Below are 13,779 nucleotides of genomic sequence, written 5' to 3'. Positions count from 1 at the left end.
GCTCGCCCGCGCCTCAGGGCTACTTGAGGACGAGCGGCAGGCCGGCCGCCATGAGCACGACGTGGTCTGCCGCCGCGGCGACGGCCGCGTTGAGCCGTCCTTGAGCGTCCCGGAACGCACGCGCCAGGGCGTTGTCCGGCACGATGCCGAGGCCGACCTCGTTAGAGACCACGACAATCGGTCCGCCCGCCGCAGCGAGCGCCGCGGCCAAGTGCGTGCTTTCTGTTTCGACGTCGAGACCCGCGAGCATGACGTTGCTGAGCCACAGCGTCAGGCAATCGATCAGAATCGGCTGACCGCCGTTGCCCGTTTCATCAATGAGCTCTGCCAGCTTCAGCGGCACATCCCGCGTCACCCAGCCCGGCCCGCGCCGTGCGACATGGTCCGCGATGCGATCCGTCATCTCCGCGTCGCGGGCCTCTGCCGTGGCGACGTAGAGCCAGGGCGCCGCCAGCGCCGTGACCAGGCTCTCCGCAAAGCGGCTTTTGCCGGAGCGCGCGCCGCCGAGAACGAGGGTCAGACGGGGGAGTGAGGTGGTCATGGTGAACGCCCGGCCTTGAGAAACGGCCCTTGTTTGACAGGACTTCCACCCCAAGGCTATCTCAATCCGCGCCGTCGATGCCAAACCGGCTCTGACGGCCGAGCTTCGGGCGCCACGCCCCGCGCACATCTCCGGGCTTTGGCTTTCCGACCCGGGTCACCTGGACGCCCTTCATGGATTTTCCGCCGGACATCTTTCCGCCGTTTCCGGACATGCGACCGGGTGAGGTTTGGCTCGTCGGCGCCGGCCCCGGCGATCCGCGCTTGCTGACGGTGCTCGCCATCCATGCGCTGCGCTCCGCCAACACCATCGTCTACGACGCCCTCGTCGACCCGCGCATCCTGCGCCTCGCACCGGAAGGCGCCGAGCTGCATTTTGCCGGCAAGCGCGGCGGCAGACCGTCATCGCACCAGCGCGACATCAACGAGTTGATCATCGCCGAGGCGAAGAAGGGGCGCCGCGTGCTGCGTTTGAAGGGCGGCGACCCGTTCGTGTTCGGGCGAGGAGGGGAGGAGGCACACGCACTCGTGCGCGCCGGCGTCCCGTACCGCATCGTCCCCGGCTTGACGTCAGGGCTAGCGGCAACCGCGCTCGCGGGGCTCCCGGCGACGACACGGGAGACCAACCACGCCGTGATCCTCGCCGCCGGCCATCATGCGGAAGGTGACGACAGCCACGCATGGGAGGCTCTTGCGGCCACCGGCCAACCGATCATCCTTTATATGGCGCTGGCTCAGCTTGCGAATATCGTGGCTGCGTTTCGTCGAGCGGGTATGAACCCGGACACGCCCGCCACCATCATTTCGCAGGCAACGAGCGAGGGCGAGAAAGTCATCGACACGCGGCTTGCCGATCTCGTCGTCGATGCAGAGACACACGGCGTCGAGGCCCCCGCGCTGATCGTGGTCGGCGCCACCGCCGGCCTGCGTCCGGCGCTCGCCGCCGGCATGGTGCGTCCGTGACCGGAAAACCCGAGCCGCCGACCTTCGGGCCGGAGTTCTCCGCGGCCTTCCGCGACCTCGTGCTATGGCGCCGCGACGTGCGCCGCTTTGAGGCGCGCCCACTGCCCGATGGTCTTGTCGAGCGTCTGGTTGCCCTCGCGTGCCACGCGCCGTCCGTCGGCAACTCCCAACCGTGGCGCTTCGTGCATGTCGAGGATCCCAGTCGCCGCGCCGCCGTCCGCGCCTCGTTTCAGCGTGCAAACCGGGAGGCGCTTGACGGCTATGACGGCGAAGCGCGCGCGCTTTACGCGCAGCTCAAGCTCGAGGGCCTCGACCTCGCCCCAGTTCAGCTCGCCGTGTTCGCCGACGAGGTGACCGAGCGCGGAGCGGGGCTCGGTCGGCAGACTATGCCCGAGACGCTGCGCTATTCCGTGGTCGGCGCCATCCACACCCTGTGGCTCGCCGCCCGGGCCGAAGGGGTCGGAGTCGGCTGGGTCTCGATTCTGGAGCCCGACGTGGTGACGGCCGCGCTCGACGTGCCCGACAGCTGGACGTTCATCGCCTACCTTTGTCTCGGCTGGCCCGTCGAGGAGCATCTGGACCCCGAGCTCGAGCGTGCCGGCTGGCAGGCGCGGGCGGACAGCGCCGGCTTCGTGTTGCGCCGCTGATTTCGGGGCGCGACGTGGCGCGCTCTTGTCTGGCCGCGCCGGCGAGGGTATGCACGTCACGTGTCCCAATCGCGGATGGGAGGTCTGCTTTGACGGCGCGCATCTACAAACCGGCCAAGACCGCCATGCAGTCTGGCACGGCTCGCACCAAGGAATGGGTGCTCGAGCACGAGGCGGCCGTTCCCCGCCAGATCGATCCCTTGATGGGCTGGACCAGCTCGGCCGACACGCGCACGCAGGTCCGCCTCGAGTTTGCCTCCAAAGAGGAGGCGATTGCCTACGCCGAGCGTGAGGGCATTCCCTATCGGCTGGACGAGCCCAAGCCGCGCAAGCTCGTGCGCAAGTCGTATTCTGACAATTTTAAGTTTGGCCGCCTCGGCGCCTGGACCCATTGATCCTGCGCCGGAATTCCCGGCGGATGAACCATCGCACTTTCCCCGCGTTCTAATGCGTCGAAGACAATCGACGCGACGCGGGGCGAGCCATGGTCAGCTTCACGCTCAACAGCCAACACCTCCGATACGACGGCGAGGCGTATCAGCCTCTGCTCTGGTATCTGCGCGACGAGAAGGGCCTGATCGGAACCAAATTCGGGTGCGGCATCGCCCGGTGCGGAGCCTGCCAATCCGGGCAGATCATGACGGCGGCCGGTCTCCTGCAGCAGACCCCGAAGCCGACCGATGACGACATCGATCTCGCCATGAACGGCAACATCTGCCGGGAGGGCTGAGCCATGCATCGGCCAAGCCATACGCTCGTCTTTGGTTTTTGTAGTCTTGCGGCATGCATCGGCCTCATAGCCTTCGCCGGTTGGTCCGTTTCTTCGGCGGAGCCTGTTAGCAAGCAGCGGCTGAAACCGGTGGAGGCATTCGACGGCATCGGCAACCCGACCGAGCGCGCGCTCGCTCTTTTCGCCGAAGCCGGCAAGGTCATTCAGCACCCTCGTTGCGTCAATTGCCACCCCGCCGGCGATCGGCCCGCGCAAGGCGAGATCAGCCACCCGCATCAGCCGCTCGTTGTCCGTGGTGAAGACGGGATGGGAGCGATCGCCATGCGATGCACCTCGTGCCACGGACAGGCAAACTTCGACTTCGGCAGAGTGCCGGGTCATCCACAATGGCATCTCGCGCCGATCGAGATGGCGTGGCTCGGCAAGTCGCTGGGCGAGATCTGCGAGCAGATCAAGGATCCGGCGCGCAACGGTGGCAAATCCATGGACGAGCTCGTGCATCACATGGCCGAGGATTCGCTTGTCGGCTGGGGCTGGGAGCCGGGCGTGGGGCGGGAGCCGGCCCCCGGAACCCAGAAAGAGTTTGGCGAGCTGATCAAGGCCTGGGTCGAGGCAGGGGCTGCCTGCCCCAAGGCTTGAATTCGAAGCCGCTTTTCCAAGGCGACGCTTTTCCCGATGCGCCGGCTCTGATAAGGAAGGGCGCGTGACGCCTGCGCGGGCGACTTCACGATCCGCGTAGCGAGCCGTATGAACCAATCAGCGCCCGTAGCTCAGCCGGATAGAGCAGCCGCCTTCTAAGCGGCAGGTCACAGGTTCGAATCCTGTCGGGCGCGCCACTGCGTTTTCATAAGCAAGCTTCGACCAAGTTCTTCCCGAAAAATTTAATGACGGGCGCAGGCGCCAGCCCGTCACGTCATGGCAATTTCCTGCTCGCGAAGCGCACGCTCTATGGCGACGTGCAGGTCGTTGATCACAGCCGAGCGGTGGGCGAGCTGCAGCACGAACGCGCGAACTTCGAACTCGAGAGCCGACGGTCCGAAGCCGATGAAGAACACGCTCGGCGCCGGCGAGTCGAGCACCTGTGGTGTTGCCTTTACCGCGTCGAGAATCGCCATCTGCGCCCTAAGCGTATCAGTTCCGTAACGCACCGTGATTTTCAGCGTCACGCGCGTGATGCTGTCCGTCAGGGTCCAGTTGATGACCTTCTCGGTAATGAGCGCCTTGTTAGGAATGATGATCTCGCGGTTCTCGCCATCCGTCATGCTCGTGGCGCGGATATGGATTCGCGAGACTGTTCCGGTCAAATTGCCAATAGTCACCGTATCGCCCACGCGCACGGGCCGTTCGAACAGGATAATCAGGCCGGAAATGAAGTTGGCGACGATCTCTTGCAGGCCGAAACCGACGCCCACGCCAAGCGCGGCGACGATCCACTGCACCTGGCTCCAGTCGAACCCAATGCTGCGAAACGCGAACGCAATGCCCACGATCGCGATCAGATAGCGGCTGACCGCACCTACGGCGTAGCGCGTACCCGCTTCGATACGCAGCCGGTGCAACGCGGTGATCTCCAAAAGGCCCGGCAAGTTGCGCGTGGCGATGAAGGTGATGGCTAGGACCGCGAGCGCAATCATCACGTTCGATACCGTAACAGGCACGTTGCGCGCCGCGCCGTCCACGGTCACGGTTTGCTGCCAAAGCGGCACGTCAAGCAGCGCCAGCGAGGGAAGTGCCTCCCGCCAGAAGAAATAGAGCGCGGCGGCGAGCAAAAGCAGAGCAGCAAGCCGCACGAGGTTGCGCGTTTGCTCGCTGATCGACGCGATGTCGACTTCCGGCTCTTCGATCGGAATCGTCTTTCCTTCGCCGGTATACTCGAGCGCTTCTTGCGCTGCGAGTTGCTCGCGCGCCTTTTCGCGCCGTTCGAGGGCACGTCTGACCTCAAGGCGGCGCCGCGTCACGAGCACCTGACGCATGACGATGCTGTAGGCCAGGAACGCCCCGAAGATGATGGCCACGGTGTAGATGAGGCCGGCCTGGATCTGCGAGGCTCCATCGTAGTAGCCCCAAAGCGCTAGGCCCGCGACGGCCAGTGGCACCAGCGTCAGAAACGCGTGCCAGAGATAGCGCGTCATCCAGATGGCGGTGCCGGGCACCAGACGCTCGGCGAAAATGCCGTGCCGCGGATGCAGCACGCGCCAGACGAAGATCGCGACCGCGATGCCGCCGGCAAGGAATGCAAACCGTCCCAGCCCATCGCGCAGATATTGCGCGCTGGAGACGCTGATCATACCCAGCACGAAGCCGACCGGAATGAGCACGTACTTGAGCCACAGGCTGTTGCGCCAGAGCAGGTTTCTCGCGCGCTCGCTCCATCCGAAATGGGCCGAGAACAATCCCTTCTCGATACAAACGAACTGGACGAAGCGAAGGAAAGTGACGAGAGAGGCAACCGTCAGCAGTCCGGCGCCCACACCGGCCGAGAACTCGGACACCTGCGGCAGCTCGCTCAGCAGCCAACCCGCATAGACGAACAGGATTGGGGAGCGCAGTGCGAGCAGTGCCGATATGAGCAGAGCCTCGGGCGTGCGGAGATAGTTGTCGGTCTTGTAGCGGCCAAGAGCGTTCTCGATCGCTCCAAGCCGGGCGAAGAGGCGGCGCGAGAAGAGCAGCAGCCCGCCGAAAATCAAAAGCACGAGGCCCGTCAGGATGGGCCGTTCGAGGGCCCGCTCGACGAGCAGACGCCCCGTCGCTTTCCAGTCCTCGAGATTGCCCAGCCAGACGAAGCTGGACTGGACCTGCTTGAACCAGCCGGTGCCGATCGGCTCCGCCGTGGGTAGCCACAACAGGCGGCTGTTCAGGAGCGATTGAAGCTGGTTGGTCTGGTTGAGCAGATCGCGCTCGGTCGCATTCAGCTCCGCAAGCTGCGAAATGCGCGTCACCAGCGAATCGTAAAGCTGAACGTAGAGGTCACGCCGCGCGAGGACGAGCTTTTCGAGCGCTGGGCGCACATCGGCCGGAATGGTCTCGCCTTCCTTGGCTGCGCCCGCGAGCACCCGATCCGCCATCCCCCCGGCGTCCTGGAGAGCACGCCGTGCCTCTTCGGATCGGAGGCGCCTTAGGCGCGCGTCGACGATGGTCTGGTCACGGTCGATGATCCTCCTCTGCAGACGCGCGACGGAGGGGAGCTGGGCACGCATGGCGCGCAGCAACTCGCTGAACTCACCGCCGATGCTGCCGATCTCCAGCACCTGCTGCGCCGCAGTTCTCGAGTCGCGCACGCGCGCCAGTTCGGCCTGCACCTCCAGAAGCTTCGCTTTGTTCTCGTCGACGAGCCGGGCCATATCGGCTTCCCGCGCCTTGATGACCTCAGTGTCCTTCACGTAGGCTTCGAGAACAGGATGCTGCGCGGAAAGCTTGCGTGCCTCCTGGGCCGCTTCGCGATCCTTCTTAGCCGTTTCGATCTCGCGAAGAGCACTCACCCGCTGCTCGACAATGGGGATGCGCTTATTGAGCTTCTCGAGCTTCGCCGCTGCGAGATCGCGCCGCGCTGTTGTCGAAGCCTGTCGTGCGGGAAGAGTGATGATCTCCTGCTCGAGCATGTGCAACTTGGCCGTCCGCGCGCGCCGCTCCGCAGCGATTGCGGTGCGGCGGGCTTCCGCAACGACCGGATCGAGATCGGTGTGAGGGGCGGCTTCGGGATTTTCGAGCGCGTCGATCGCCTGCTTCTCGGCCGTCTGTTCTTCGCGGGCTGCCGTTGCGCGGCCGCTCATGTCGCGAAGCCGGTTCTCGAATTGATCGAGTTCCGTCTTGAGTGTTGCGGCTTCGCTGTTGGCTGCATCGAGGGCTTGCTGCGCCTCCGAGAGGTTGAGCGAGCTGGCGCGGCTCGCGAACTCGTTGTCCGCGGTTGAGTTCTGTAGCGCCTCGAGCTGCTGCTTGGCCTCTGCAATACGGTCCGGCGCACGTTGGCTCGACTGCTGGAAGCGGGTGGCGGTTACAGCACTCGCGGCGGCCGCTTCGGCGTGGCCAAGTGCGGTTCTTAGAAGAGTAAGCGCCTCTTCACGCACTGCCGGCGCAACATCCGTCCGCCCCTCGAGCTCCTGAATGCGAGATTTGGCGCGCTCTATTGCTCGCTCAGGCCCGGAAGCGACCGCCTCCGCGTCGGGTGCGTTGGGAGACGCCTCCTTGGAATCTGCCTTAGGGGTGGGTGCAGCGGCGTCTGTCTTGGGCGCCGGAGTGGCCTGCTCGGCCGGCTTCGCGGCAGGCGGTGGGCTTTGCGCCGCCGCGGGCCCCGGCAACAACAGCGAGAGAGCCATGGCGCAGAGTGCGAAACCTGATCGGAGAATTTTCATCATGACGTTGAGCTGGCCACATCGGCGGTGGGGATAAACCCTCACCGGGTCTGAAACAGGAGGGAACGAGTGTGAGAGGGGCTAGATTTTTCTCATTTCAGGCTTTTTCGCGGCACGAGACCCCTTCGTCCTCCCCGGGCGCTTGTTTCAGGCAGATTTTGCTTGGGGCCAATACGCTGTCGGAGCACCCCCAGGCGGCCAACCACGAGACTATGAGCCGTGCTTCATCAGGACCTTCAGCGCGCGCGGCACGATCGCATAGCGGAGGGGAGTGTCGAACTTGAGGAGCTCGCCGTCGTTAGCCAGCCACTTGCTGCGCTTCCTGCTATAGATGGCGAACTCGGAGCCCGTCAGCTTCACCATTTCCGGATCCCCGTGCCAGCGGCCGATCAGCGCCCGGCCAAGCGCAAGGGCGAGGCCGAAGCCGCTACGGTGCTTCGAGACATACATGGTGAGCGTGCCGTTTGCGAGACGCGAGCGGCGGAACCAGCTCATCGTCTCGTCGTAACCGTTGTTGGTGACAGCGACCGATAACGCCCGAATGCGCAGGCGATCCTCACCGTTGTCGACGACGATGGAGAGCTTGCGGCGGCTGGACAGGATCTCCCGCAGGATCAGGAAATAGCGAGGGAGGCGCTCTCGCGCCGGGCGCCCGCGCAGCCTCGCTCGCCCGACGGAAAAGCTCAACGTGGCGCCCATGATCGAATTGCAGAGAAAAATGCTGCCGTTGACCGTCCCCACGTCGACTTTGGACGGCTTCGCATTGGAGAGAAACGCGACCGCTGCGCCGAGCGAATGCGGGATCTCGAGGTCCTTGGCCATGCGGTTCATGGTGCCGAGCGGCAGGATGCCGAGCGCCTTGTCCGTCCCCATCACGTGGCGGGCGCCCGTGCGCACGGTCCCGTCGCCGCCGCCGACAACCAGAACGTCGATATCGCTCGTCGCTGCCCGCGCAACGGCGGCTTCCACCTCTTCCGGAAGAACGCAGAACACCGACACCGCATGTCCGGCGCGCGAGAACGCCTCTGTTACGGTGTGTTCGATCTCAGCTTGCGTGAGGCCGAGCGCCGTTCCGGCCCGCAAGTTGATAACCACATGGACCTTCCAGCGCAGAGGGCCGGCGTCCGAACGCGCGCCGTCCGCATCTCGAGCATCTGGAAAGAGTTCAGCTCCGCTCACACATGACCTCAAGGGGCGGGAATGACCATCGCTTGCATAAACGCACGCGAGGGGAAATAGTTACTGTCCCTACCGACAAACAAAGGCGCCAAGGTCGCGCGTGACACGGGATTCTCAGAACAAGAGAGACGCAGGAACCGGGACGCGCGGCGTCTCCTCGCCGGCCCGGCGATTTGAGCTCAAACCGCTGGTTGCGGTGGCCGCGGCCGGCGCCGCGATCCTCGCCTTCATGCTGTACGCTGGGGCCGTCATGGACGGCGAGCTGCACGCCCTGGACGAGTGGATTTTGCGAGCGCTCCGCGAGCCGGGCAACTTGGCCGAGCCCATAGGTCCGAAATGGTTCGAGGAGGCCGTGCGCGACATCACCGCGCTCGGCAGCACAATCGTTCTCACGCTCGCCGTGATCGTCGTTTCCGTCTACCTGTGGATCGCTAACGCGCCCGCCAAGGCCGCTTTCTTGATCGTGGCGGTCACGCTTGGGTCCATGCTGAACCGCCTGCTCAAGATCGGCTATGCGCGCCCGCGGCCCGATATCGTCGCCCACGGCACGTTCGTCTCCTCCGAGAGCTTTCCGTCAGGGCATACGACAAACTCGACCATCGTCTACCTGATGCTCGGCATGATGCTGGCGCGCGTGGAAGCGAGCTATCCGGTCAAGCTGTTTATCTTCGGCGTCTGCGTTGCCATATCGCTCATGGTGGGCCTGAGTCGCATTTATCTCGGCGTGCATTGGCCAACGGACGTGCTGGCCGGCTGGGCCGTCGGTGCCGCGTGGGTTCTCGTCTGCTGGTATGTGCTGCTTCGGATGCAGCCGGCAGGCACGCGCGAATGAGCCAGCGGGCGCGTGGGTGTCAGCACTCCGGAAGATTGACGGCGAGGCCGCCCAAGCTCGTCTCCTTGAGCTTCGTGCTCATGGCCTCACCGGTCTCGCGCATGGCCGCTATGCAGTTGTCGAGCGGCATGAAGTGCGAGCCGTCGCCGCGCATGGCGATAGAGGCCGCCGTCACCGCCTTGACCGCGCCAAGGCCGTTGCGCTCGATGCAAGGCACCTGAACCAGCCCGGCAACCGGATCGCAGGTCATGCCGAGGTGATGCTCGAGCGCGATCTCGGCGGCATTCTCGACCTCTGCGGGCGTGCCGCCCAGGACTTCACACAGCCCGGCCGCAGCCATCGCAGCCGCCGATCCGACCTCGCCCTGACACCCAGCCTCCGCCCCCGAGATGGAGGCGTTGTGCTTGATGAGCCCGCCGATCGCGGCGGCCGTCAGCAAGAAATCGCCGATCCGCTCTGGATCTGATCCGACGCAATGCTCGACGTAGTAACGAATGACAGCCGGAACGACACCCGCCGCGCCGTTGGTCGGCGCCGTGACCACACGCCCGCCCGCCGCGTTCTCTTCGTTCACGGCCATGGCATAGAGATAGAGCCAATCAGTCGCCGAGTGCGGCTGGCGCTGGTTCAAGCTTTGCTCCGCGCGCATCTGCTTGAACATGCGCGGCGCGCGCCGGTTGACATTGAGCCCGCCGGGCAGAACCCCTTCCGTTGCGAGCCCGCGGTCGATACAGGCCGACATCACCTGCCAAATGTGGGCCGTTCCCTCGCGCACCTCGTCGGGCGTCCGCGTCATCTCCTCGTTGCGCCGCTTCATCTCGCAGATGGCGAGCCCGCTCGCCTTGGCCATCTTCAGCATGGCCGCGGCCGAGGCAAAGGGAAACGCACACTGCTTCCTTTCGTCGGCAACCGTCGGCGGCGGGAAAGGGTCCGCCGCGTTCACCACGAACCCACCTCCGATCGAATAGTAGGTCTCGGTGAGAAGCGTCTCGTCGGCGTCATTGAACGCGAGAAAGATCATGCCATTGGAATGGCCAGGGAGCGGCGGACCATAGTCGAACACGAGATCGGCGACCGGATCGAACGCCAGCGGGGGCAGGCCGGTGATCGTGAGGAATTTGCCCCGCGCGAGGCGGCTCAAGTCGGCTTCCGCCCGCTCCGTATCGAGCGTCGCCGGCTCGTAGCCGAGGAGGCCGAGGCGCACGGCACGGTCGCTGCCATGCCCCTTGCCGGTAAAGGCCAACGATCCGTAGAGGCGCACTTGCAGACGCCGGACGTCTTGGCGAGCCGGCAGGGTGCGCAATCTCTCCAGAAACCGCCGCGCAGCGGTCATAGGCCCCATGGTATGGGAGGACGAGGGGCCGATGCCGATCTTGAAGATGTCGAAGACACTGAGAAACATGCGGGCGCCACATTAGTCTTTCTGCGGCTGGAATCCAGATCAGCAATCGAGCGAGCCGCGCCTAAACACTGTGCAGAGAAGCGCCCGGCATCCCGCCCCGTGCCCTCATGTCTGCTGGTAAACGGCCACGACCTGCTCGAAGCGGCGTTTTGCGAGGTCGTCCTTGCGGATCACGAAATAAACCGTTCCCTCGACAAAGCGCTCTTGCATCCAGTTGCCGAGGTCGACCTGAAGCAACAGCACCCAGTCCTCGGCTTTGCGGAGGATATCAGCCCGACGCGTGTCCCATTCCTCGCGCGAAAGATACTGCTTACCGAATTCGGACACCACCACCGCATCGTAGCGCGGATCGTCCTGCTCCGGCATCGGCGCTCCGAGCAGTTGATTGCGGCGCCACGCGTCTCCTGAATAACCATCGAGATGTGCTTCGAGCGCTTCCTCGTAGGCCGTATGAAAATCCTCAGCGTCATTGCTGCCGCTTCCGCCGCGAGCAGCGACAGCAAGGTCGGACGGAAGCGCGTTGATCTCGAGTGCGGCGGGATGCGGCAGACGAAGGGTCTGACGCAGAAACATCGCACGTCCAGGCGCGCCATAAACGGTGCCCTTCTCCACGCCCTTGTTGCTTTCGCCCTCGCGGTCCGGAAACTGAGCGGCGATCGCATCTCGCGCCGCGCGTTCTTTTGTGGCTGCTGCCGCGAGGTCCTCCGGCATGGAAAGGGACGTAAGATCTGTGGCCGGTGTCCTATCCCAGATCACGCGCGCTGGACGCGTGCCTGTCTCCCACGGCCCGACGGCGTAATCATAGAAGAACAAGAGCCTTCCTTCGGTCGGAATCCCGGATGCGCCGTCCCCCAAGCCAGCCGCTTCCGCGAGGTCGATCTGGGCGACGAAAGCATAAGGCAGCCCGAGCGCCATGTGATCGCGCATCTCGCGCGCCGCATACTCGTTGCCGCGTTTCGCGATTTCCTCGGGGTCGGCGGGGGCGGGTGGGCGAGGCCACACAAAGCCCGCTGGCGCATCGGGCGTGCCGCCGAGCCGCGTCCCGCCAAGCACCATCTTAAGGCCGGAACGGGGCTCCAGCACGATGGCGGGGACCAGAGCCTTCACCACGAGCTCGACGCGCGGTGGGTCGAAATAGGCACGCAAGGCCTGGGCCGCCTCGGCAGGGCTATCGAACATGTTGGGGGTCCTTGAGCATGCATTAGGGGCTGCGGCCGGGGAGACGTGGCAGCAGGCAGGGGCTCTCACAACAGAACGACGGTGTTGTGGCCGGAAATCCGGCATGCATCAGCACCTTATGGCCCGAGCGGACGCCAGAAGGCGCCTCGGTCGGCTCGGCGCGTGCTGCACCCCTTGAAACGATCCGTCGGCGTGCCTTTCTTTCTTAGCGCTGGTCCGCCGTGACATTTGTCGCCCGGCCAGCGAGGCAAAAAAGAGAGCCCCGGATCAGAAACAGCCTGCCGCTCGGGTATGCGAGCGCGCGAAAAGGAGGCTTCCGAAATGGCTACTCACTATCCCGTCGCCGATTCCGACTACGCCGAGCACCTGCAAACCTACCGGTCTTTCGTGCGGGGCGTGATGTTCTTCGTCGCCACCATGGCGACCATCCTGATCCTGCTCGCCTATTTCCTGCTCTAGGATCTCTTCACCCGCGACAGTTCAAAAGGCGCTCACACCCCGACGGCGTGCCGCGCCGGCGACGTGTCAAGATAGGCGTCGAAGCAGGCGCAGATGCTGCGCACGAACGGCCGTCCGCGTTCCGTGACGCGGAAGCCGTCGGAGGTTGCCTCCACGAGTCCGTCGCGGTCGGACTCGACGACGAGCTGCGCGTCCGCAATGAGCGGCTCGGCGGCCGCGCCGAAGCGGGCCTGAAGCGCAGAGGCCGAAAATTCGAGCTCGCACATCAGCCTCTCGATCACGTGCGCGCGCATGCGATCGTCGTCCGAGAGCGCAAGGCCGCGCGCCGTCGCGAGCCGCCGCTTGGCGACACGCTCGTGATAGTCGGCAACCCGCGCCGCATTCTGCGCGTAGCCTTGCGGAAAGCGGCTGATGGCGGAAGCCCCGAACCCGATCAGTGCGTCCGCGCTGTCCGTCGTATAGCCCTGGAAGTTGCGGTTTACGGAAGCGGTCGCGAGCGGATCAGTCGGCTTTGCGAAATGGTCGAGCCCGACACGCACGTAGCCATGCGCCAAAAGCTTGCGCGCGATGCGCTTGGCCTGCCCGAGCCGGTCGACCGGACCGGCGAGCGCGCTGGAATCGATGAGCTTCTGGTGCCGGATCCGCTCCGGCAAGTGCGCGTAGCCGAACACGGCGAGACGATCCGGCTCGACCGACAGCACGAGGTCAAGCGTACGCGCGACACTTGCCTGCGTCTGGCCCGGCAGCCCGTAGACTAGGTCGATGTTGATCGATCCGATGCCCGCTTCGCGCAGGGCCCCGATAACATCCCGCGTCATCTCATACGGCTGGTGCCGGTTGATGGCCGCCTGAACGGCCGGGTCGAAGTCCTGCACGCCGATGGACACCCGGTTGACGCGAGCGCGCCGGAAAGCCGCGACGCGCGCCGCGTCCATGAAGCGCGGGTCGATCTCGACGGCGAACTCGGCGTCGTCATCGACCTCGAACAGCGCCCGCATGCGGCTGGCAAGCGCGACGATCTCCTCGGCCGCGAGCGAGTTGGGCGAGCCGCCGCCCCAATGAATGTGCCGGACGTGGTGCGCGGGTGGCACGAGCGCGGCAACGTGCGAGATCTCGTCGTTCAGCGTTGCAAGATAGGCGGCGACGGGCTGCGGCGTATTGACCACCGTGGTTGCACAGCCGCAGTACCAGCAGAGCGACCGGCAGAACGGGATGTGCACGTAAAGCGAAAGGGCCGCGTTGTGGGGCAGCGAGCTGATCCACGCAGCGGCCTCGCGCGCGCCGATTCCGTCGTTGAAGTACGGCGCTGGTGGATAGCTCGTGTAGCGGGGAACCGGCGCCGCGTAGCGTTCGGCCAGCGTTTTGAGAGCCAAGCTCGACATGGATGGACCGGCCTCCCTTTGCGGGGTCTGTCTCGTCTTACCGGTGCTCCTTTCGCCGCAGCTTGATCGCGATCAAGATCTGTTGCGCAGCCCGTGTTTATCACTCATCCGAACAAA

The 13,779-nt window shown here is 65.0% G+C and carries 13 protein-coding genes and 1 tRNA gene; 8 read left to right on the top strand and 6 right to left on the bottom strand.

Annotated elements, in window-relative coordinates:
• Positions 1–19 precede the first annotated feature (19 nt).
• Positions 20–541 carry a bifunctional adenosylcobinamide kinase/adenosylcobinamide-phosphate guanylyltransferase gene (gene cobU, locus CS1GBM3_RS05175; RefSeq protein WP_072392295.1) on the bottom strand — a complete coding sequence of 174 codons (522 nt, stop codon included), beginning with the start codon at positions 539–541 and terminating at the stop codon, positions 20–22.
• 173 nt (positions 542–714) lie between these two features.
• Between cobU and cobA the strand changes: the two genes are divergently transcribed.
• The 6 genes from cobA (at position 715) to CS1GBM3_RS05145 (ending at position 3,716) form a co-directional block, all read left to right on the top strand.
• On the top strand, positions 715–1,503 hold the full coding sequence (gene cobA, locus CS1GBM3_RS05170) for a uroporphyrinogen-III C-methyltransferase (protein ID WP_072392292.1): 789 nt from the start codon (positions 715–717) through the stop codon (positions 1,501–1,503).
• The gene (gene bluB, locus CS1GBM3_RS05165; RefSeq protein ID WP_072392289.1) at positions 1,500–2,150 is read left to right on the top strand and encodes a 5,6-dimethylbenzimidazole synthase; all 651 of its coding nucleotides are present in this window, start codon (positions 1,500–1,502) and stop codon (positions 2,148–2,150) included. The genes cobA and bluB overlap by 4 nt, the downstream gene beginning before the upstream one ends.
• Before the next feature lie 89 nt (positions 2,151–2,239).
• Positions 2,240–2,545, top strand: coding sequence for an ETC complex I subunit (locus tag CS1GBM3_RS05160; protein WP_072392286.1), 306 nt, complete (start codon positions 2,240–2,242; stop codon positions 2,543–2,545).
• Between the two features lie 89 nt (positions 2,546–2,634).
• Positions 2,635–2,880, top strand: coding sequence for a (2Fe-2S)-binding protein (locus tag CS1GBM3_RS05155; protein ID WP_072392284.1), 246 nt, complete (start codon positions 2,635–2,637; stop codon positions 2,878–2,880).
• A 3-nt stretch (positions 2,881–2,883) separates the two neighbouring features.
• Positions 2,884–3,519, top strand: a complete 636-nt coding sequence (locus CS1GBM3_RS05150) for an Isoquinoline 1-oxidoreductase subunit (RefSeq protein ID WP_072392281.1) — start codon at positions 2,884–2,886, stop codon at positions 3,517–3,519.
• 120 nt (positions 3,520–3,639) lie between these two features.
• Positions 3,640–3,716, top strand: a tRNA-Arg gene (locus tag CS1GBM3_RS05145).
• A 72-nt stretch (positions 3,717–3,788) separates the two neighbouring features.
• Here the strand turns inward: CS1GBM3_RS05145 and CS1GBM3_RS05140 are convergent.
• Both CS1GBM3_RS05140 and CS1GBM3_RS05135 read right to left on the bottom strand, forming a co-directional pair.
• Complete coding sequence (locus tag CS1GBM3_RS05140) at positions 3,789–7,232, bottom strand: mechanosensitive ion channel domain-containing protein (protein ID WP_083567090.1); 3,444 nt, start codon at positions 7,230–7,232, stop codon at positions 3,789–3,791.
• Between the two features lie 207 nt (positions 7,233–7,439).
• Entirely contained in the window at positions 7,440–8,324 is an 885-nt protein-coding gene (locus tag CS1GBM3_RS05135) for a diacylglycerol/lipid kinase family protein (RefSeq protein WP_072392275.1), read from the bottom strand.
• Positions 8,325–8,508: 184 nt separating this feature from the next.
• Between CS1GBM3_RS05135 and CS1GBM3_RS05130 the strand changes: the two genes are divergently transcribed.
• A complete protein-coding gene (locus CS1GBM3_RS05130) occupies positions 8,509–9,240 on the top strand; it encodes a phosphatase PAP2 family protein (protein ID WP_072392272.1) in 732 nt (243 codons plus the stop codon).
• 19 nt (positions 9,241–9,259) lie between these two features.
• On the opposite strand, the gene CS1GBM3_RS05125 is transcribed toward CS1GBM3_RS05130, so the two are convergent.
• Together CS1GBM3_RS05125 and CS1GBM3_RS05120 are read right to left on the bottom strand one after the other, a co-directional pair.
• Positions 9,260–10,642: an L-serine ammonia-lyase gene (locus tag CS1GBM3_RS05125; protein ID WP_072392269.1), complete on the bottom strand. Its 1,383-nt coding sequence runs from the start codon at positions 10,640–10,642 to the stop codon at positions 9,260–9,262.
• Positions 10,643–10,747: 105 nt separating this feature from the next.
• On the bottom strand, positions 10,748–11,821 hold the full coding sequence (locus CS1GBM3_RS05120; RefSeq protein WP_072392266.1) for a DUF1963 domain-containing protein: 1,074 nt from the start codon (positions 11,819–11,821) through the stop codon (positions 10,748–10,750).
• A gap of 321 nt (positions 11,822–12,142) precedes the next feature.
• On the opposite strand from CS1GBM3_RS05120, the gene CS1GBM3_RS05115 reads away from it, so the two are divergent.
• Complete coding sequence (locus CS1GBM3_RS05115) at positions 12,143–12,280, top strand: aa3-type cytochrome c oxidase subunit IV (RefSeq protein WP_139247796.1); 138 nt, start codon at positions 12,143–12,145, stop codon at positions 12,278–12,280.
• Between the two features lie 32 nt (positions 12,281–12,312).
• Here CS1GBM3_RS05115 and hemN read toward each other — a convergent pair whose 3' ends face one another.
• A complete protein-coding gene (gene hemN / locus CS1GBM3_RS05110) occupies positions 12,313–13,662 on the bottom strand; it encodes an oxygen-independent coproporphyrinogen III oxidase (RefSeq protein ID WP_072392263.1) in 1,350 nt (449 codons plus the stop codon).
• Positions 13,663–13,779: the final 117 nt, after the last annotated feature.

Source organism: Hyphomicrobium sp. CS1GBMeth3, assembly GCF_900117455.1.
GTDB lineage: Bacteria > Pseudomonadota > Alphaproteobacteria > Rhizobiales > Hyphomicrobiaceae > Hyphomicrobium_C.
This window is presented reverse-complemented; position numbering and strand designations above follow the sequence as displayed.

Bases quoted from the DNA above. Each gene is read 5' to 3' on its own strand.
- cobU (WP_072392295.1), bottom strand. From the start codon at position 541: ATGACCACCTCACTCCCCCGTCTGACCCTCGTTCTCGGCGGCGCGCGC.
- CS1GBM3_RS05115 (WP_139247796.1), top strand. From the start codon at position 12,143: ATGGCTACTCACTATCCCGTCGCCGATTCCGACTACGCCGAGCACCTG.
- CS1GBM3_RS05125 (WP_072392269.1), bottom strand. From the start codon at position 10,642: ATGTTTCTCAGTGTCTTCGACATCTTCAAGATCGGCATCGGCCCCTCG.
- CS1GBM3_RS05150 (WP_072392281.1), top strand. From the start codon at position 2,884: ATGCATCGGCCAAGCCATACGCTCGTCTTTGGTTTTTGTAGTCTTGCG.
- CS1GBM3_RS05155 (WP_072392284.1), top strand. From the start codon at position 2,635: ATGGTCAGCTTCACGCTCAACAGCCAACACCTCCGATACGACGGCGAG.
- CS1GBM3_RS05120 (WP_072392266.1), bottom strand. From the start codon at position 11,821: ATGTTCGATAGCCCTGCCGAGGCGGCCCAGGCCTTGCGTGCCTATTTC.
- cobA (WP_072392292.1), top strand. From the start codon at position 715: ATGGATTTTCCGCCGGACATCTTTCCGCCGTTTCCGGACATGCGACCG.
- CS1GBM3_RS05140 (WP_083567090.1), bottom strand. From the start codon at position 7,232: ATGATGAAAATTCTCCGATCAGGTTTCGCACTCTGCGCCATGGCTCTC.
- hemN (WP_072392263.1), bottom strand. From the start codon at position 13,662: ATGTCGAGCTTGGCTCTCAAAACGCTGGCCGAACGCTACGCGGCGCCG.